The sequence below is a fragment of the Actinocatenispora comari genome (assembly GCF_017312725.1).
GTDB classification, from domain to species: Bacteria; Actinomycetota; Actinomycetes; order Mycobacteriales; family Micromonosporaceae; genus Actinocatenispora; species Actinocatenispora comari.
This window is the reverse complement of the sequence record NZ_BOPO01000019.1, coordinates 24,931-42,394: the sequence shown is the minus strand read 5'-3', so window position 1 is coordinate 42,394 and position 17,464 is coordinate 24,931. Positions and strand designations below refer to the sequence as shown.

At 74.4% G+C, this 17,464-nt stretch carries 19 protein-coding genes; 1 reads left to right on the top strand and 18 read right to left on the bottom strand.

Annotation, left to right across the window (positions count from 1 at the left end; genetic code table 11):
• Nucleotides 1-1,362: 1,362 nt before the first annotated feature.
• Nucleotides 1,363-1,947 (top strand): murein hydrolase activator EnvC family protein, encoded by a 585-nt coding sequence (locus NUM_RS06905; protein ID WP_370466937.1) that lies wholly within the window; start codon nucleotides 1,363-1,365, stop codon nucleotides 1,945-1,947.
• 403 nt (nucleotides 1,948-2,350) lie between these two features.
• Here the strand turns inward: NUM_RS06905 and NUM_RS06900 are convergent, their stop codons facing one another.
• The 18 genes from NUM_RS06900 to NUM_RS06815 all read right to left on the bottom strand — a co-directional run bounded on the left by NUM_RS06900 (nucleotide 2,351) and on the right by NUM_RS06815 (nucleotide 17,386).
• Nucleotides 2,351-3,520, bottom strand: coding sequence for an aminotransferase class V-fold PLP-dependent enzyme (locus NUM_RS06900; RefSeq protein WP_207123755.1), 1,170 nt, complete (start codon nucleotides 3,518-3,520; stop codon nucleotides 2,351-2,353).
• A 19-nt stretch (nucleotides 3,521-3,539) separates the two neighbouring features.
• Nucleotides 3,540-4,568, bottom strand: coding sequence for a tyrosine recombinase XerC (locus tag NUM_RS06895; RefSeq protein WP_207123753.1), 1,029 nt, complete (start codon nucleotides 4,566-4,568; stop codon nucleotides 3,540-3,542).
• 101 nt (nucleotides 4,569-4,669) lie between these two features.
• Entirely contained in the window at nucleotides 4,670-5,965 is a 1,296-nt protein-coding gene (gene dprA, locus NUM_RS06890) for a DNA-processing protein DprA (RefSeq protein ID WP_225918381.1), read from the bottom strand.
• Between the two features lie 416 nt (nucleotides 5,966-6,381).
• Complete coding sequence (locus NUM_RS06885) at nucleotides 6,382-7,899, bottom strand: YifB family Mg chelatase-like AAA ATPase (protein ID WP_207123749.1); 1,518 nt, start codon at nucleotides 7,897-7,899, stop codon at nucleotides 6,382-6,384.
• A gap of 10 nt (nucleotides 7,900-7,909) precedes the next feature.
• Nucleotides 7,910-8,317 carry a YraN family protein gene (locus tag NUM_RS06880; RefSeq protein ID WP_207123748.1) on the bottom strand — a complete coding sequence of 136 codons (408 nt, stop codon included), beginning with the start codon at nucleotides 8,315-8,317 and terminating at the stop codon, nucleotides 7,910-7,912.
• Between the two features lie 164 nt (nucleotides 8,318-8,481).
• The gene (locus NUM_RS06875) at nucleotides 8,482-8,772 is read right to left on the bottom strand and encodes a hypothetical protein (RefSeq protein ID WP_207123746.1); all 291 of its coding nucleotides are present in this window, start codon (nucleotides 8,770-8,772) and stop codon (nucleotides 8,482-8,484) included.
• 128 nt (nucleotides 8,773-8,900) lie between these two features.
• Entirely contained in the window at nucleotides 8,901-9,224 is a 324-nt protein-coding gene (locus NUM_RS06870) for a DUF2469 domain-containing protein (RefSeq protein ID WP_030446468.1), read from the bottom strand.
• 81 nt (nucleotides 9,225-9,305) lie between these two features.
• Nucleotides 9,306-10,031 (bottom strand): ribonuclease HII, encoded by a 726-nt coding sequence (locus tag NUM_RS06865; protein ID WP_207123744.1) that lies wholly within the window; start codon nucleotides 10,029-10,031, stop codon nucleotides 9,306-9,308.
• 173 nt (nucleotides 10,032-10,204) lie between these two features.
• Nucleotides 10,205-10,870: a signal peptidase I gene (lepB, locus tag NUM_RS06860; protein WP_207123742.1), complete on the bottom strand. Its 666-nt coding sequence runs from the start codon at nucleotides 10,868-10,870 to the stop codon at nucleotides 10,205-10,207.
• 111 nt (nucleotides 10,871-10,981) lie between these two features.
• Nucleotides 10,982-11,338, bottom strand: coding sequence for a 50S ribosomal protein L19 (gene rplS / locus NUM_RS06855; protein WP_207123740.1), 357 nt, complete (start codon nucleotides 11,336-11,338; stop codon nucleotides 10,982-10,984).
• A 111-nt stretch (nucleotides 11,339-11,449) separates the two neighbouring features.
• Nucleotides 11,450-12,223: a tRNA (guanosine(37)-N1)-methyltransferase TrmD gene (gene trmD, locus NUM_RS06850; protein ID WP_207123738.1), complete on the bottom strand. Its 774-nt coding sequence runs from the start codon at nucleotides 12,221-12,223 to the stop codon at nucleotides 11,450-11,452.
• A gap of 28 nt (nucleotides 12,224-12,251) precedes the next feature.
• Nucleotides 12,252-12,776, bottom strand: coding sequence for a ribosome maturation factor RimM (rimM, locus tag NUM_RS06845; RefSeq protein WP_207123736.1), 525 nt, complete (start codon nucleotides 12,774-12,776; stop codon nucleotides 12,252-12,254).
• A 1-nt stretch (nucleotide 12,777) separates the two neighbouring features.
• The gene (locus NUM_RS06840) at nucleotides 12,778-13,029 is read right to left on the bottom strand and encodes an RNA-binding protein (RefSeq protein ID WP_030446474.1); all 252 of its coding nucleotides are present in this window, start codon (nucleotides 13,027-13,029) and stop codon (nucleotides 12,778-12,780) included.
• Nucleotides 13,010-13,507, bottom strand: coding sequence for a 30S ribosomal protein S16 (gene rpsP / locus NUM_RS06835; RefSeq protein ID WP_203961469.1), 498 nt, complete (start codon nucleotides 13,505-13,507; stop codon nucleotides 13,010-13,012). Before rpsP ends, NUM_RS06840 begins: the two co-directional genes overlap by 20 nt.
• A 185-nt stretch (nucleotides 13,508-13,692) precedes the next feature.
• Entirely contained in the window at nucleotides 13,693-14,427 is a 735-nt protein-coding gene (locus NUM_RS06830; RefSeq protein WP_225918380.1) for a ribonuclease FAU-1 family protein, read from the bottom strand.
• A gap of 183 nt (nucleotides 14,428-14,610) precedes the next feature.
• Nucleotides 14,611-15,291 (bottom strand): ribonuclease FAU-1 family protein, encoded by a 681-nt coding sequence (locus tag NUM_RS06825; RefSeq protein WP_207123734.1) that lies wholly within the window; start codon nucleotides 15,289-15,291, stop codon nucleotides 14,611-14,613.
• A gap of 45 nt (nucleotides 15,292-15,336) precedes the next feature.
• Nucleotides 15,337-16,419, bottom strand: coding sequence for an ABC transporter ATP-binding protein (locus tag NUM_RS06820; protein WP_207123732.1), 1,083 nt, complete (start codon nucleotides 16,417-16,419; stop codon nucleotides 15,337-15,339).
• Complete coding sequence (locus NUM_RS06815; RefSeq protein WP_308440550.1) at nucleotides 16,406-17,386, bottom strand: ABC transporter ATP-binding protein; 981 nt, start codon at nucleotides 17,384-17,386, stop codon at nucleotides 16,406-16,408. Before NUM_RS06815 ends, NUM_RS06820 begins: the two co-directional genes overlap by 14 nt.
• Nucleotides 17,387-17,464 lie beyond the last annotated feature (78 nt).

The following is a 17,464-nucleotide window of genomic DNA, read 5'->3' as shown; positions in this document are numbered from 1 at the left end:
GGAAGCCGGTGCGCCGGCCCCCTGTCCGGGTCGTGAGGGTCTGTCCGGTGGTTGCGGGCCGACCTCGCGACCCGCGCCGCCTGTCCGGGGTCGTGAGGGTCTGTCCGGTGGTTGCGGCCGACCTCGCGACCCGCGCCGCACACGATGGCGCCGGCCGGCCCGGCACCAGAGCTGGCTCCGGCTTGCATGCGGACGAACGGGACTCGCTCGCCCGGCGGTGCGTCGATCACGGCGTAGCACACCGGCGCACGTTTTCCGGTCCGCTGTCCACAGGCGTCCTGGTTATCCACAGTTTGCGAGGTGGTGGTGGCAGCCGTTCCGTTTTGGGGCGACGCTGCCCGGGTGGGACGTATCAGCGGATCGACGCACCGAACCCGACACCCCAGCCTGCCGGCCGACGACCAGGATCCGGCCGGGCGCCCGACCACGCGGTCGCCGGCCGACCCGGGCGGCACCGGCGATCTCCGGTCGAGCGAGCCGCCCGACCGGACGCCACCGGACTGGGCGGATCTGGGCTGGGCCGCGGGCGACGACTGGATCGCCGCCCCGGACGCTCCACCCCGGCTGCAACTGGTCCCGGCGCCACCCGGCGAGCCGGCGGAAGCGATCCCGGTCCGGGTGGCCGGGGCGACCCGCGTCGGGAGGGTCCTGACCGTGCTGCGGGCGGCCTTCCCGCGTCGCCGCCGTACCTTGCCGGCGGACGGCCCAGGCGAGACCGGATCGACCACCGCGCGCTGGCTACACCTTGTGCCGTCCGGGACGTACCGACAACCGCATGATCCGGCGCCGGCGCGGCGGCCCGACGACGCCGGCGGCGTACGGGGCGGCGCTGAGACGGGGACGGGCAGCGTCGTGGTCCCCTTCGCCGCCCGGCGTCGTCGTCGGCGCGCGGTGTCCACAGCGGCGGCCGGCAGTATGCGGGTGGCCGGCGCAACGGAAACGACCGACGACCCACAGACGACGGGCACCGCGGAGGCAACAGGCGACCTGTGGCTGGCCGGTGACCTGCGTCCTGCTGGCTCCGAGCCGACGGCCGGCTCCGGACCGACAACTGGCGCTCCGCCGGTGCCTGATGCTCCGCCGGCGGCTGGCGCTCCGCCGGCGGCCGGTGATCCACGGACAACGGGCGCCTTGCCAGCGGTCGGTGAACTCCGGGCAGCCCGTGACCGGCGGGACGCCGGCGCTGCAGAGACGACCGGCGGTACGGGGACGGCTGGCGTCGACGAGTCGCCCGCGACGATGGTTCGGGTGCCGGCACGATCCGGACGGACCGGCGACGACGGGTACCAGGACGTGGGCGCCCGACCCGCACCGGTCGCGGGCGGGCCGGGTGGGCCGGTTCGTCCAGCCGCGGGCTTCGTCATCGACCTGCTGCGCCGGCGTGCTGGCCGATCGGGTCGGTCGAGCCGGGGCCGATGGATCGCCGCGGTGGTGGCGGTGGCAGCGCTGACGGTTTGCGGCGTGCTGGCAGCCCAGCAACCGGCCCGGGGCGGCCCCACCGGCCCGGCGCCGGCGCCCCGCGCCGGATACCAGTGGCCGCTGCCCGGCACCCCGGCGGTGGTGCGCGCGTTCGACCCGCCCCCGAAGCGCTGGCTGCCCGGCCACCGGGGTGTCGACCTGGCCGGCACCGCGGGGGTGCCGGTGCTCGCCGCCGGCCCGGGTGTCGTCGCGTTCGCCGGCCACGTCGCTGGTGTCGGCGTGATCAGCATCGACCACGCGGGCGGGCTCCGGACCACCTACCAGCCGGTGCGGCCGCTGGTACACGTCGGCGACCACGTCACCGCCGGCGAACGCATCGGCACCCTCGACGCCGGCCATCCGGGGTGCAGCCGGGCCGCGTGCCTGCACTGGGGGCTGCGCCGCGGCAAGCAGTACCTGGACCCGCTGGTCCTGCTCGGCTTCGGCCGGGTCCGGCTCCTGCCGCTGGCCACCGACCCCTCGACCTGAACCGCACCGGCGCCCCCAGCCACGCCGGCAACTCGGCGCCATCCCGGTTCGACCGGCCCGACTGGCCGTACCGGTCGGCGGCCTGCGGCCGGCAGTGGATCACCGACAGCGGCGACCGGCGAGCGCGGCACCGACGGTCGGTAGTCAGTAGCCGAGCGTCCCCGAAGGCCAGCGCACGGCGATCGACAGCCAGTGCCGTCGCGAGCCGTGTCGGTGCCGTCGGGGCCGCGATCGGGGTCGGGGGCCGGGCGTCGCGGGCGATCGGCGATCGATCACCGATGCTGTCGGAAGTCGACGGCGATGACGCCGAACGGCCGGCGGTTGGCGGGTTGGCTGGCAGCGCCGGCTGACGGGCGGTTGGCGGGTTGGCTGACGGCGTCGGCTGACGGGCGGCCGGTGGCCGTTACCGGGCTCGGAGCAGGGCGGGCAGGGTCCGTGCCAGCCCCTCGAAGTTGTCGGCGGTGTTGTAGACCTGGGCGCAGATCCGCAGCAGACCGATGCGACGCCACGCGCTGACCGCCACGTGGGTACGCAACCGTTCGGCGATCCCGTCGCGCAGCGCGCTCGCGGCCCCGGGTGTGGTGGCGACACCGGGTGGCAGCCGCACGACCCGCATGGCCAGTTCCGGCGCGGTGCGGACCGCCGGCGTTCCCAGGGCCTCGGTGAGCAGGCGCTGCCCGTACCGGGCGAGCCGGGCGTTGTGGTCTCGCACGACGTCCAGGCCCAGCGCGGTCATCGTGTGCAGGCCGGCCGGCGCGGCGAGCCATCCGGCGAGGTCCTGGGTGCCCTGGAACTCGACGTTGGCCGGGAAGCCGTTGTCGTACTCCCACGAGGCGGCGAGCGGCCGGATGCTGTCGCGGTGCGCCGGGGCGACGTACAACAGGCCGGTCCCGCGCGATGCGTACGCCCACTTGTGCAGGTTGCCGAACCAGGCGTCGACGCCCAGGGTCGACACGTCGACGTCGATCATTCCGGGTACGTGTGCCGCGTCGATAGCCACGAACACGCCGCGACGGTGCAGTTCCGCGGCGATCCTGCGCACCGGGAACAGCTTCGCGGTGGCGGAGCTGATCTGGTCGATGACGGCGACCCGGGTCCGGTCGGTGGTCGCCGCGAGGATCGCCGCGACCACCGCATCGTCGTCGTCCTCGAGCCCGACCCTGGCCTGCACGACGGCGGCGCCGGTCTCGGCGCACCGCCGGGCGGCCTCGATCCCGACCGCCCCGTACGCATGGTCGGTGAGCAGGATCTCGTCGCCCCGGCGCAGCGGTACCGAACCGAGCACGACGGCACAGGCCGCCGTCACGTTCGGCACCAGCGCGGTGCCGTCCGGATCGGCGCCGACGAACCGGGCGAGATGCCGGCGGGTGTGTTGGAGCCGTTGCACGATCCCGGGCGGTTTCAGGAACCGCATCGGGTCCGCTTCCTGTTCCTCCCGCAGCCGGGCCGCCGCCCGCTGGGTCGGGATCGGCGCCGCGCCGAACGAACCGTGGTTCAGATGGACGTACCCGGGGTCCAGGGTGAACAGCAGTCGAGCGCCCGGCAGGGGCTCGGGTGGCTTGTCGGTGGGCATGGCCACGGCAGTCGGCCTTTCACGCGCGGGGGTGTGCCTGTCGGTACGCGCGGCGGAGCCGTTCGACCGAGACATGGGTGTAGAGCTGTGTCGTCGCCAATGATGCATGACCCAGCAGCTCCTGCACCGAGCGAAGATCCGCTCCCCCGTCGAGCAGGTGGGTGGCGGCGGAGTGCCGCAGCGCGTGCGGCGCCACCGCCGGCACCCCTGCCTCGGCTGCGCGGGCGGCGACGATGCGGCGCACCGTACGGGGGTCGAGGCGGCCACCGCGCACCCCGAGCAGCAGGGCCGCGCCGCTGCGCGGTACGACCAGCCGCGGCCGGCCATGCCGCAGATACGCCCGGATCGCCTGCTCGGCGGGCACCCCGTACGGCACGGAACGCTGCTTGTCGCCCTTGCCGGTGACGCGGATCAACCGGCGCTCCTCGTCCACGTCGCCGAGGTCGAGGCCGCACAGCTCGGCGACCCGTACGGCCGTCGCGTACAGCAGCTCCAGCACCGCCGCGTCGCGCAGAGCCGCCGGATCAGGCGGTTGCGTACCGGCGGCCGGCGGTGCCGCATCGCCGTCCGAGGCACCGGTGACACTCGACACATCGGTGCCGCTGGCCGGCCGGCCGGCGCCGGGCGCCTCGACGAGGGCGGCGGCCTGATCGGCGGCGAGCACCGTGGGCAGCGTCCGCTCGGCCCGCGGCACTCCGAGCTGGCGCGCCTGATCGACCCGGACCAGGCCGGTCCGCTGCGCCCACCCGGAGAACGTCCGGGCGGCGGCGGCGCGGCGGGCCAGGGTGCTGCGGGCCGCGCCACTACCACGCTGGCGGGCAAGCCAGCTGCGCAGTACCGGCAGGGCCAGTGCGGCGTCGAGGGTGTCGGCGTGCATCCGCCCGGCATGGTCGAGCAGTTGGACGACATCGGCCAGGTACGCCCGGATCGTGTGCGTCGAGCGCGCCCGCTCATTCGACAGGTGTCGGGCGAACCCGTCGACCGCGTCGCGGAGGCCCTCCGGGAGCGCGTCGTAACGCGCCTCGGTGGAACTCCCGTTGCCGGCCATGCCTCGTACGGTGGGTGCGGCGGGAGCGACGGTCAAGCCGACGCGCCGCGGCCGTGCGCCGCACCCGGCCCGATCGGGCCTGCCGCACGCGGCCGGGTTGGTCAGCCCCGGATGCTCGGCCGCTCGCCGGGCGATCCGCTCGGCTTCTCCTCCGGCCGCAGGCGGTAGCCGCCGTCGGTCTCCTCGACGAAACCGAGCATCGACAGCAGCGGCACCGTCCGCCGGACCTGCTGCGCCGAGACGCCGGCGGCGACCGCGATCTCCTCCACGGTGGCGGCGCGGCGCAGCGGAACCGCGTCCAGCACGGTGGTGGAGACGGCGTCGAGGTCGTCACGGGCGGTACGCGCACCCTGCGGGATCGGCGCGAGGTCGTCGCCGATGCGGCCGACCTCCTCGATCACCTCCGCGGCCGTCGACACGAGCCTCGCCTCGTCCTGCCGGATCATCAGGTTGGTACCGACGCTCATCCCGGAGGTGATCGGACCGGGCACGGCCAGCACGATGCGCCCCAGTTCGCGGGCGCGGCGCGCGGTGTTCCGGGTGCCGCTGCGGGCGGAGGCCTCGACCACGACCGTCCCGCGGCAGAGGGCGGCGATCACCCGGTTGCGGATGAGGAACCTGTGACGCTGGGCGCCGGCACCCGGCGGCCACTCACTGAGCAGCAGGCCGTCCTGACCGATGCGTTCCAGCAGGCCGGCGTTGGCCATCGGGTAGCTGATGTCGAGCCCGCATGCCTGGACGGCGACGGTGAGCCCGCTCGCGGCGAGCGCGCCACGGTGAGCAGCCGCGTCCACGCCGTACGCCCCGCCGGAGACCACCGTCCAGCCGCGGTCGGCGAGCCCGAACGCGAGCTCCGCGGTGACGTGCGTGCCGTAGTCGGTGGCCGCACGGGCACCGACCACCGCGACCGCACGGTGTGCGGCCTCGTCGATGCGCCGCCCGCCACGCGCCCAGAACAGGATCGGCGGATCGGTGTGCGGGTCGGCCCGCGGATCGGCGTCGCGGCCGATCCGGACCAGATCCTCGACCTGCACCGGCCACTCGTCGTCCTCCGGAACGACCACCCGGCAGCCGAGTCGTTCGCCCTCGCGGGCCAGCTGCAGCGCGCGCTGCACCGGGTCACCGGCGGCAAGACGCGCGGCCGCGGCCGCACTGACCCGGCCCGGCACGGCGCCGGTGTAGAGCCGGCGCAGTACCTCGACCGGCCCGAGCTCGCGGACCAGAGCGCCGAGAGGCCGATGCCCCGGCTCGACCAACCAGCACAGGGCGACCCGGGCCAGGCGATGCTGTTGCCAGCCGATGGTCTCCGCGGCGCGGGCCAATCTGGCGCCTACCGGGTCGAGCCACGGCGTCCGCGTGCCGGTCGCCGGCAGGTGCAGCTGAACGGAGCGGTCCACCCCGCGAAAGCGGCCGGCGGCCAGCCCCGGCGCGACGTCCGGAGCACCGCCCCGCCCGGCAGCGCCATGCCCAGCGCCGCCGCCGCGAGCACTGTCGGCGCTGGCGCCGTCGCCGCGAGCACTGTCGGCGCTGGCGCCGTCGCACACGACCGGACCAGCTCCTGCCGGACCGATCCCGGTAAGAAGCGGGTCAGGGCCAAGCTGATCGGGGCCACGGGGGCCAGGGCCGGGAACCCGGCCGGGTGGCTGGTCGGAGCCCCGGTCGGAGGCCCGCTCGGGAGCCCGGTCGAAGGCCCGGTCGGGGGTCTGGTCGGCGGGCCGGTCGGATCGTTCGGTCATGTCCACCACCTCGGGTAGCCAGCTGGGTCTGGTCAGGGCGGACCGGCACCGCCGGCCTCGGGTGATCGCGTGCCGTCTCATGGCGTCGTCCTGGTGCGCAGCTCGATCGCCTCGGCCACGTCGCCGGCATCAGGGCGGGACCGGCCAGCCAGGTCGGCCACCGTCCACGCGATGCGCAGGACGCGGTCGTACCCGCGGGCCGACAGGGCGCCGCTGTCCACCAACCGTTCGGCGAGCGTGCTCACCGTGCGCGGCAGCCGCCACCGGCCGGAACGCAGCGTGCGGCCGGGAATGGTGGCGTTGAGCGGCCCGGCCGCGCCGGACCAGCGGGCCGCGGCGCTGTCTCGCGCCTGCCGGACGCGTGCCGCGACGGTGGCCGAGTCTTCCGGCACCTGACCCTCGATCAGCAGGTGCGCGGAGCGGACCGGGAGCAGATCGAGCTGCAGGTCGACGCGGTCCAGCAGGGGCCCGGACAGCCGGCCCAGGTAGCGGCGGCGCACCAACGGGCTGCACAGGCAGTCGCCGCCACGTTCGCCGCAGGGACAGGGGTTCGCGGCCAGTACGAGCTGGAACCGCGCCGGGAAGCAGGTGCTGCCGGCGGCGCGGGCGAGCCGGATCTCGCCGTTCTCCAGCGGCTCCCGCAGGGCGTTGAGCACCCCCGGCCGGTACTCCGGTGCCTCGTCGAGGAACAGCACGCCGTGATGCGCGAGGGAGATCGCGCCTGGTCGGGGCAGCCCGCTGCCACCGCCGACGATGGCGGCCGGCGTCGAGGTGTGGTGCGGAGCCTGGTACGGCGGTTGGCGCAGCAGCCCGGCGGCCCCGGCCAGCGCGCCGACCACCGAGTGCACCGCGGTGACCTCCAGCGCCTGCTCGTCGGACAGCGGCGGGAGCACACCCGGCAGCCGTTCGGCGAGCATCGTCTTGCCCGCACCGGGCGGCCCGAACAGCGCGACGTTGTGCCCGCCGGCCGCGGCGATCTCGATCGCGCGGCGGCCCCGTTCCTGGCCGACGACGTCGGCCAGGTCGGCGGTCGGGCTGCTCGGGACGGCGTCGTCGTCCGCCGCCGGGCCGGGCAGTTCCGCCTCCCCACGCAGGTGGGCGAGCAGCATCGAGAGCGTCTCGACGGTCTGCACGACGGTGTCCGGCACGAGCGCCGCCTCCCGGCCGTTGCCGGCCGGCACCAGCACCCGGTGCACCCCGGACCGTCCCGCGGCGAGCACCGCCGGCAGCACACCGCGCACCGGTCGCACCCGGCCGTCCAGGCCGAGCTCGCCGATCAGGGCGACGTCGTGGATGCGGTCGACCGGGACCGCCCCGGCAGCGCACAGCACCGCTGCGGCGACACCCAGATCGAACAGCGAGCCGTGCTTGGGCACCGACGCGGGCAGCAGGTTCACGGTGATGCGCCGGTTGGGCCACGGGAGCCCGGAGTTGATGACCGCCGCGCGGATGCGTTCCCGCGACTCGTTCACCGCGGCGTCCGGCAGGCCGGAGACGGTCATGCCGGGCAGCCCGGCGGACAGGTCGGCCTCGATCTCGATCAGCCGGCCGGCCAACCCGAGCAGGCCGACCGACAGCACTCGCGCGTATCCCATCGCCGGCGCCTCAGAACGCCGAGGTCAGGTGTTCGAGCCGGACGGCACCGCCGGGCGGGGCGAGCACGCTGATCACGTCGAAGCGCAGCGGGCCGCGGCGGGTGCCGGTGCTCTCCAGCCAGTCGAGCGCGAGGTGACGGATGCGACGTGCCTTCACCGCGCCCACCGCCGCCGCCGGCGGCCCGAACTGCTCCGATCGGCGCGTCTTCACCTCGCAGAACACCAGCGTCGCGGTGCGCGGGTCGAGGGCGACGAGGTCGAGCTCACCGCGGGCACAGCGCCAGTTGCGCGCCAGCACGGTCAGGCCGTGCGCGCCGAGGTGAGCGGCGGCCAGCCGTTCGCCGAACCGGCCGAGCGCCGTGCGCCGCTGGTACGGACTGGGCGGGTCGCCGAGCCGCCCCGAGCCTGCTGTGTTCATCGAGCACCTCCCGGATCACGGCAACCGTGCCGCGAACGGGACGCCCGATCGGGTACTCAGGGCAGATCTGTGGACACCGGGCACCCCTGTGGACAGAGGTGACGTCGGCCGGGAACCGTGCTATCCACCCGCACACACGAACGCACGGGCAGGCGTACGGGTGCTCAGGCGTCGGAGTCCGGGTCGGTACGTTCGTGCGGCGGCGCCGGCCGTCCGGGGCCGGGCGCCCCGCTGGCGTCGCCGCCGCGGGAGATGCGGCCACGGCCGGGCAGCGGCCGTTCGCCGGTGTCGATGTCGTCGCCGCCGGGACCGATGTCGGGGCGGTAGATGCCCTGGACCGGCCGCTGTCCCTCCGAGGTGCCGGGCATCGCCGGCGGGTTCGGTCCGGTGTCGGGAGGCATGTCCACCTCGCCCGGCGGGTCGCTGTCGTACGGCGTCTCGCGTGGTTCGTCCATGCCCTCGGGGTACCCGACGGCAGCCGGATCATCCCTGGCGACCGGGCCCGGTCCGAACGGCCGAAGCGGACCCGGCGCGAGGCGGGTCCGCTTCGGGGCGGCTCAGCCGGTGCGGGCGAGGGCGCCGATCAGGTGCCGAAGCTCGCGTCGTCCGGCAGCGAAATGTCCGGCTTATCGAGCTCTTCGATGTTGACGTCCTTGAACGTCATCACCCGCACGTGCTTGACGAACCGGGCCGGCCGGTACATGTCCCACACCCAGGCGTCGGTCATCTCCACCTCGAAGTAGACCTCGCCGTCGGTGTTGCGCACCGCCAGATCGACCGCATTGGCCAGGTAGAACCGGCGCTCGGTCTCCACGACATAGGAGAACTGGCGGACGATGTCGCGGTACTCGCGATAGAGCTGCAGCTCCATCTCCGTCTCGTACTTCTCGAGATCCTCGGCGCTCATCTCGTCGCGTCCTCCATGCCGATATTGTCGCCTACGCCGGCGAGCCGGTCGCCGCGGGGACGCGCCGACGCCCCGAGCAGATCATGCCTCGCCGGCATCTGCCAGCAAAAGCGTCGACGCCGGTAGGGCGGGTCGCAGCCGCCGGACCGCCGGGTCGGCCCGATCCGCCACGGCCGCGACGTTCACGTACGAGAAGCGGTGCTCGGGGCAGGGGCCGTGCTGTTCGAGGGCCGCCGAGTGCACCGGCGTGACGTAGCCCTTGTGCTCGGCGAAGCCGTACTGCGGCCACCGCTGCGCCAGCTCGGTCATCATCCGGTCCCTGGTCACCTTGGCCAGCACGCTGGCCGCCGCGACGCAGGCCGCGACCCGGTCGCCCTTCCAGACCGCGAGGCCGGGCACCCCGACCCCGTCGACCGGGAACCCGTCGGTGAGCACGTAGTCCGGCGCCGGCGCCAGCCGGGCGAACGCGCGCCGCATCCCGGCCACGTTGCACACGTGCAGGCCCCGGGTGTCCACCTCGGTCGGGCCGATCACCACGATCTCGTACGCGTCGGCCCGCGCCACGACCTCGTCGTAGACGCGTTCCCGGGCGGCGGCGGTGAGCAGCTTGGAGTCGGCGAGCCCCGGGATCTCGCCGCGCTTGCCGGCCGGCAGCACCGCCGCGGCGACCACCAGGGGACCGGCGCAGGCGCCCCGGCCCGCCTCGTCGGCGCCGGCGATGCGGGCGAAACCACGGCGGCGCAGCGCCTGTTCCAGCCCGTACATGCCGGATCCGCGACGGATCACGGTGCGCTGTGGCGCGAGCATCTGCCGGCAACCTCCGTGGAGCAGGGCGGACGAGCGCGCCACGCTACGCCACTCGTGGCCGTCGGCTCGTACCGGCCTCCCAGCCTACGGCGCGGCGCCGGCCGGGCGGCAGCGGCCACGGGTGCCTCGTCCTACGGCGCGGCGCGGCCCGGCGGATGGCCACGGAGGGTCCGTCACGGATCGGGCACCTTGTCGAAGGTGCGCGGTACGCCGAGGAAGCGCATCCGGCTGGGCGGCCAGTAGATCGCGAACGCGTCGCCGATCACCGAGCTGGCCGGGATGGTGGCCTCGACCGGGTCGCGGGTCCGCAGGTAGTGCTCCCGCGAGTCACCGGACTCCAGCCGGTGGTCGCCCATCACCCAGATCCGGCCGGTCGGTACCCGGACGTCGAACCTGCCGTCGGACGGCGGTTCCTGCGCACCGTTCGCGCCCCGGTACAGGTACGGGGTCTCGTCCAGGGCGTGCCCGTTGACGCTGATCCGACCGGCCCGGTCGCAGCAGGTGATGTGGTCTCCGCCGAGCGCGATGACCCGCTTGATGAAGTCCTTCTCGGCCGGGTCGGTGCGCCACGACACCGGCGAGCGGAAGACGATCACCTCACCGCGGTGCGGCGAGCGGAAGTCGTAGCTGATCTTGTTGACGAGCACCCGGTCGTTGATGTCGAGGGTGTGCTCCATCGACCCGGACGGGATCCAGAACGTCTGCAGGACGAACACCCGGATCGTGACCGCGACCAGCACCGCGATCACGATCAGCACCGGCAGCTCGCGCCAGAGCGAGCCGTGTTGCCGCGGCCGGGGCGCGTGCGCGGCCCGGTGCTGCTCGTGGGTTTCGGTCACTGCCGCAGCCTACGACGCCACGATCATCTTCGATGCCGAGACGGCGAGGAGGCGGGTACGACGACGCCGGGCGGCGGCCTGCTGGCTGCTGCCCGGCGTCCGAACGCGACGTCAGCTGGCGCTGGGCTCGCGCTTCTCCTTGATCTTCGCGGCCTTGCCGCGCAGGTTGCGCAGGTAGTAGAGCTTCGCGCGACGCACGGCGCCGCGGCTGACCAGCTCGATCCTGTCGATCACCGGGGTGTTCACCGGGAACGTGCGCTCGACCCCGACGCCGAAGCTGACCTTGCGGACGGTGAAGGTCTCACGCAGGCCGGCGCCCTGCCGGCGGATCACCACGCCCTGGAAGACCTGGACGCGGGACCGGGTGCCCTCAACGACCCGGACCGAGACCTTGACGGTGTCACCGGGGCGGAAGTCCGGAACGTCTACCCGCTGAGACTGGGCATCGAGAGTGTCCAGCGTGTTCATCGCGACTGCTTCCTCAAACTCAAGGGCGCGCGTGAGCGCCGGGTGGAAACTTCTTTGGGTTGCGGGCCGTACCAGAGTCGAAGAGGCGATCTGGCGCCTGCGGCAACCCCACTACTCTGCCACACTCTCCGACTCGGGTGGATATCCACCCTCGGCGAGCGCAAGCTGGTCCGTCGCGTCCAGCGTACCGGGTGGCAATGCGGCGAGCAGATCGGGGCGGCGCCTCGCGGTACGGACGAGGGCCTGATCACGCCGCCACCGGGCGATCCGGCCATGGTCACCGGAGCGCAGCACGTCCGGTACCGGCCGATCCCGCCAGACCGGCGGTTTGGTGTACATCGGTGCTTCCAGCAGGCCACCGGTGTGCGACTCCTCGGTCAACGACTCGGCGTTGCCGAGGACGCCGGGCAGCAGTCGGGTGACCGCCTCGACCACGGCGAGCACCGCGACCTCGCCGCCGAACAGCACCACGTCCCCGAGCGAGACCTCCGTCACCGGCATCCGGTCGGCGGCCTCGTCCAGCACCCGCTGGTCGATCCCCTCGTACCGGCCGCAGCCGAACAGCAGCCACGGCTCGGCGGCGAGGTCGGCGGCGAGCGCCTGGGTCAGCGGTACCCCGGCCGGGCTCGGCACCACCAGCCGCGGTGGCGTCGTGCCGACCGGTACCAGCTCGTCGAAGGCGAGGCCCCACGGCTCGGGCCGCATCACCATGCCCGGCCCGCCGCCGTACGGGGTGTCGTCGACGGTGCGGTGCACGTCGGCAGTCCACCGCCGCAGGTCGTGCACCGACACGTCGAGCAGCCCGCGCTCGCGGGCCCGGCCGATCAGCGACAGGGACAGCGGCGCGAGGTAGTCCGGGAAGATCGTCAGGACGTCGATACGCACGATTCAGCCTCATCCGACCGGGTGGTCGTCACAGGTCGAGCAGGCCTTCCGGCGGTGTCAGCACCACCTGGCGCTCGGCCAGCCGCACCTCGGGCACCAGCGCGGCCACGAACGGCACCAGCGCCTCGTGCCCGTCCGGCCGGCGCACCGCGAGCAGGTCGGAGGCGGGCAGGTGGTCGACGCGGACCACCTCGCCGAGCGTCTCCCCGTCGGTGTCGACGGCGGTCAGCCCGACCAACTGCTGGTCGTGGAACTCGTCCGGGTCCTCCGGGGCGACCAGCTCAGCGGCATCGACGGACAGCTCGGTGCCGCGCATGTCCTCGGCCTGGTTGCGGTCGGCGATCTCGGCGAACGCCACGATCAACCGGACCCGGCCGGCGGCCACCGTGCGGCCCCGGGCGTACTCCACGGTCAGCGGCCCGACGCCGACCGGCGCGGTGGACAGCACCGCGCCGGTGGCGAAACGGATCTCCGGGTCGTCGGTCCGCACGTCGACCAGGACCTCGCCCCGGACGCCGTGCGGACGGACGATGCGTCCGACGGTCAGCTGCACGTCAGTAACTGTCGATGATCTCGACTCGAATACCGCGTCCGCCCACCGACCCGACCACCTGGCGCAGTGCCTTGGCGGTACGGCCACCCCGGCCGATCACGGTGCCCAGGTCGTCCGGGTGGACCCGGACCTCGAGCCGCTTGCCGCGGCGCGAGTTGACCATGCGGACCCGCACGTCGTCGGGGTGTTCCACGATCCCGCGAACCAGATGGTCGAGGGCCGGGCGGAGCACCTCAGGATTCCGCGCCGGCATCGGCACCGGCCGCCTTCCCGTCGGTCGCCGCCGGCGCGCTGTCGGCCTTCTCGTCGGCCTTCTTGGCCGGCTCCTCGGCCTTCTTGGCCGGCTTCTTCTTCTCGGTCTTGGCCTCCGGCTTGCCCGGCGTGTCGACGCCGGCGGCCGCCTTGGCCTCCGCCTCGTACCGAGCCTGCCGGTCCTGCTTCGGGGCCGGCACCTTCAGCGGCTCCGGGGCCGGCTGGCCCTTGAACTTCTGCCAGTCACCGGTGCGGGACAGGATCGCCTGCACGGGCTCGCTCGGCTGCGCACCGACGGACAGCCAGTACTGCACCCGGTCGGAGTTGACCTCGATGTACGAGGGGTCCTCCTTCGGGTGGTACTTGCCGACCTCCTCGATGACGCGGCCGTCGCGCTTGGTGCGGGCGTCGGCCACCACGATGCGGTACTGCGGGTTGCGGATCTTCCCCAGCCGCTTGAGCCGGATGCGTACTGCCACGGTTGTGTTCGCTCCTGTGTCGGAAAGCCGCGCGGGTCACGAGGCGGCGACCACGTGGGGCATGGTCGACGACGACGGATCCGTGCTGGCATGTTGACTGGCGACGCACCGGGTAGAGGGCGCCGGACGCGCGCCGGTTCAGCGGTCCATTCTGCCAGACCCGTCCCGGCCTCGACGACACGCCCTCAATCGGGCACCGGCACCCCGTCCGGCCGCTCCCCCGGGCGCCCCGCGGCGCCGTCCGCGGGTGCCGGTACGGCACCGACGCGCAGGGCCGGCGGCCGTCGGGTCGTGGCGGGGTCCGGCCGCGCGGGCAGCGACCAGGACGGATCCGGACGAAAGTCGCACCAGGTACCGTCGAACGGGACGCCGGCCCGCTCGGCGACCGGCCGGACCCGCTCCCCCTCGGCCCGCACCAGCGCCGCCTCGGCCGCGTCGAAGAAGCCGGGGTCGCCGATCTTGGCGGCGAACGACTCCTCGTCCTTCCACTGCCAGGCGTGGTCCGGCGTCACCCAGCCGTCGAGCTCCTGGTCGACCACGTCGATACCGGCGCCGTCGGCCCACAGACGATGCCGCTCCAGGTTGACGTACCAGCCCTCGAAGCTGTCCGGCCCGCTCGGCCCGGCGTCGGCGAAGAACCACCACACCGAATGGTCGACGCCCGGCAGGTAGCGGCGGACGACCCCCGAACCGGTCCACTCCGCCGGCGTCAGTTCGCTCGGCCAGTCGGCCCGCGGCACGTCGCGCAGCGCCTGCCCGGACCGGCCGCGCCGGCGCAGCACCGGGGTGCCGCCGGCCACCCAGACGACCAGTTCGTCGGCGTCGTGCCGGAGCACCCGGGCCGGGATCACCTGGCACAGCGCGCCGCCGAAGTAGATCCGCTCGACCAGCACGTCGCCGGGATTCCGCATCTTCGTCATGCCGGCAGCCTGCCCGCCCGGCCGGGCCACGACCACCGCGGGATGGCGTCGCTCACATCCGACCCCGAGCGGCGAGCGCCGACCCACCCGCCGCACCGGGGGCGAGCGCCGACCCACCCGCCGCACCGGGACGGCCCCGCCCGCCGGTACCCCCGGACGGCCCGGCGCACCGGAACGGCCGGGTCACCGACCGGTGAGGGTCGGAGGGCGCCGCCAGCCCTCCGGTACCGGGCGGGCCGGTCGCGGCCACGACGGGTCCGGGACGAAGTCCCGCCAGCTGCCGTCGAACGGGCACGCGCCGGCCTCGACGAGCGCGCGGGCCGACTCCCCGGCCGCCCGGATCGCCGTCGCCTCGGCGGCCGACCAGTACCGCGGCTGGCCGGTCTTGGCGGCGAAGGAGTCCTCGTCCTTCCAGTGCCAGCGGCGATCGGGGTCGACCAGCCCGTCGAGTTCCTGGTCCAGCGAGTCGACGCCGGCGTGCTCACCGTCGTCCCACAGCGCGTGTCGTTCCAGGTTGACGTACCAGCCGGCGAAGCGGTCGGGGCGGATCGGGCCGCCGGCGCGCCACCGCCACCAGACTGCGTAGCCGGCATCCGGCGGCACCAGGATCAGCGTCGACTGCGGCAGGGGCAGCGGCACCGGGACCAGCGGCCAGCCGCCGGCGGGCCACTCGTCCGGCGGCACGTCGCGCGGGTGCCCGCGGTCCGGCAGCACCGCGAGCCAGCTCGGCGACCGGTACGCGAGCCAGAGCAGCACGCCGGCGTCGTCGTGCCGTACCACCTGCGCCGGTGCGACCTGCTGCAGCTCACCCCCGAAGTACGAGCGGTGGTACACGATCCGTCCCGCCGAGAACTCGTCTGCCACCCGGCCATCCTGCCAGCAGCGCGACGGGCGGGGGTCCCGGCCGGTTCAGCCCGCGGGGGTGGCGAGTGCCTGCTCGGCGTGGTGGCAGGCGACCCGGTGGCGTGCGAGGCCCGGGCCGGCGGCGTCCGAGCCGGCAGGGTCCGGGCCGCCAGGGTCGAAGCCCGCGGGCCGGTCCGAGCCGGTGCTCGGGGACGGGGGCGCCAGCTCGACCGGGACGGTACGCAGGTCGGGCCGGTCGGCGTCGCAGGGGCCGGCGGCGAGCGGGCAACGGGGGTGGAACCGGCAGCCGGGCGGGGGCGCGATCGGGCTCGGCGGTTCGCCCGCCGGCGGCCGGGCGGTACGGCGCCGCCCGATGACCGGCGCCGCCGCGAGCAACGCCTGGGTGTATGGGTGCGCCGGCGCGTCGTACACCGCGTCGGTGTCGCCGGACTCGGCGAGCCGCCCGAGGTACATCACCGCGACCCGGTCGCAGACGTGCCGGACCACCGACAGGTCGTGCGCGATGAACACCAGCGCGACCCCGGTGCGCTGCTGCAGGTCCCGCAGCAGGTTGACGACCTGCGCCTGGACGGACATGTCCAGCGCGGACACCGGCTCGTCGCAGACCAGTACCGAGGGTTCGAGGGCGAGCGCGCGGGCGATCCCGATGCGCTGCCGCTGGCCGCCGGAGAACTGGTGCGGGTAGCGGGACACCACGTCGGCCGGCAGCCCGACCAGCTCCAGCAGTTCGGCGACCCGGCCGGCACGGTCGGCCCGGCCGGTGGTGCGGTGCACGACGAGCGGTTCGGCCACGATGTCGCCGACGGTCAGCCGGGGGTCCAGCGACGTGTACGGGTCCTGGAACACCATCTGGATGCGCCGGCGCAGCTCCCGGCGTTGCCGGCCGCGCGCGGTGGCGAGGTTCCGGCCGGCCACGGTGATGCTGCCGGCGTCGGGTCGTTCCAGCCCGACGAGCATCCGGGCCAGCGTGGACTTGCCGCAGCCGGACTCGCCGACGATGCCGAGCGACTCGCCGGCGCCGACGGACAGGCTGACGCCGTCGACCGCGCTGACCCGGCCGCGGCCGAGCCCGGCGGAGAAGGTACGGCGCAGCTCGGTGGCCACGAGGATCCTGTCATCCGGCGGCATGCAGCACCTCCGTCGCGCGGTGGCAGGCGACCCGCCGACCGGCGTCCACAGTGGACAGTTCGGGTCGTTGGGTGGTACAGGCGTCGACGGCCCAGGAGCAGCGCGGATGGAACGAGCAGCCGGGCGGTCGCCGCGCCGGCCCCGGTGGCGTACCCGGGATGGCGTGGAGCCGGCCGCCGGCGGCGTCCGGCCGCGGTACCGAGCGCAGCAGCGCCTCGGTGTAGGGGTGCGCGGGGTGGCTGAGCAGTTCCTCGGTCGGGCCGGTCTCGACGATCCGGCCGGCGTACATCACCGCGATGTGGTCGGCGACCTCGCTGACCACGGCGAGGTCGTGGGTGATCAGCAGTACCGCCATGTCGCGCTCGGAGCGCAGCCGGTCGAGCAGGTCGAGGATCTGCGCCTGCACGGTGACGTCCAGCGCGGTGGTCGGTTCGTCGGCGATCAGCAGGTCGGGTTCCAGCGCGATCGCCATCGCGATCAGGATCCGCTGCCGCATCCCGCCGGAGAACTGGTGCGGGTAGGCACGAACGCGCTGCTCGGGCCCGGGGATCCCGACCGTACGCAGCAGCTCGACCGCCCTGCCCCGGGCGGCGCGGCGGGACAGGCCGCGATGCCGGCGGAACAGCTCGCCGAGCTGGTCACCGATGGTCAGCACCGGGTTGAGCGCGGACAGCGCGTCCTGGAACACCAGGCTGATCCGGCTGCCGCGCACGTCGCGGCGCTGCGCCTCGGTCAGCGCGGTGAGGTCGAGGTCGCCGAGCCGCAGCTCGCCGGCGCTGACCCGGGCGTCGGACAGGCCGAGGATCGCCCGGGCGGTGACCGACTTGCCCGAGCCGGACTCGCCGAGCAGCGCGACGAGCTGCCCGCGGTGCACGTCCAAATCGACGCCGCGGACGGCCGAGATCTCGCCGTCGGCGCCGAAGCTGACCGACAGGTCCTGGACCCGCAGGGTGGGTGCGGCCGCCACGGCCACCTCCGTTCGATCCGTCGGCGGGACTGCCGACACCGCCACGATGTGCCCGACAATGACTTCGAGCAATGATCT

What these genes read in the sequence shown, in the direction of transcription:
- NUM_RS06900 (WP_207123755.1), bottom strand. Translation starts at nt 3,520, where the DNA reads ATGCCCACCGACAAGCCACCCGAGCCCCTGCCGGGCGCTCGACTGCTG.
- NUM_RS06895 (WP_207123753.1), bottom strand. Translation starts at nt 4,568, where the DNA reads ATGGCCGGCAACGGGAGTTCCACCGAGGCGCGTTACGACGCGCTCCCG.
- NUM_RS06885 (WP_207123749.1), bottom strand. Translation starts at nt 7,899, where the DNA reads ATGGGATACGCGCGAGTGCTGTCGGTCGGCCTGCTCGGGTTGGCCGGC.
- NUM_RS06880 (WP_207123748.1), bottom strand. Translation starts at nt 8,317, where the DNA reads ATGAACACAGCAGGCTCGGGGCGGCTCGGCGACCCGCCCAGTCCGTAC.
- NUM_RS06875 (WP_207123746.1), bottom strand. Translation starts at nt 8,772, where the DNA reads ATGGACGAACCACGCGAGACGCCGTACGACAGCGACCCGCCGGGCGAG.
- NUM_RS06870 (WP_030446468.1), bottom strand. Translation starts at nt 9,224, where the DNA reads ATGAGCGCCGAGGATCTCGAGAAGTACGAGACGGAGATGGAGCTGCAG.
- NUM_RS06865 (WP_207123744.1), bottom strand. Translation starts at nt 10,031, where the DNA reads ATGCTCGCGCCACAGCGCACCGTGATCCGTCGCGGATCCGGCATGTAC.
- rplS (WP_207123740.1), bottom strand. Translation starts at nt 11,338, where the DNA reads ATGAACACGCTGGACACTCTCGATGCCCAGTCTCAGCGGGTAGACGTT.
- NUM_RS06840 (WP_030446474.1), bottom strand. Translation starts at nt 13,029, where the DNA reads ATGCCGGCGCGGAATCCTGAGGTGCTCCGCCCGGCCCTCGACCATCTG.
- NUM_RS06830 (WP_225918380.1), bottom strand. Translation starts at nt 14,427, where the DNA reads ATGACGAAGATGCGGAATCCCGGCGACGTGCTGGTCGAGCGGATCTAC.
- NUM_RS06820 (WP_207123732.1), bottom strand. Translation starts at nt 16,419, where the DNA reads ATGCCGCCGGATGACAGGATCCTCGTGGCCACCGAGCTGCGCCGTACC.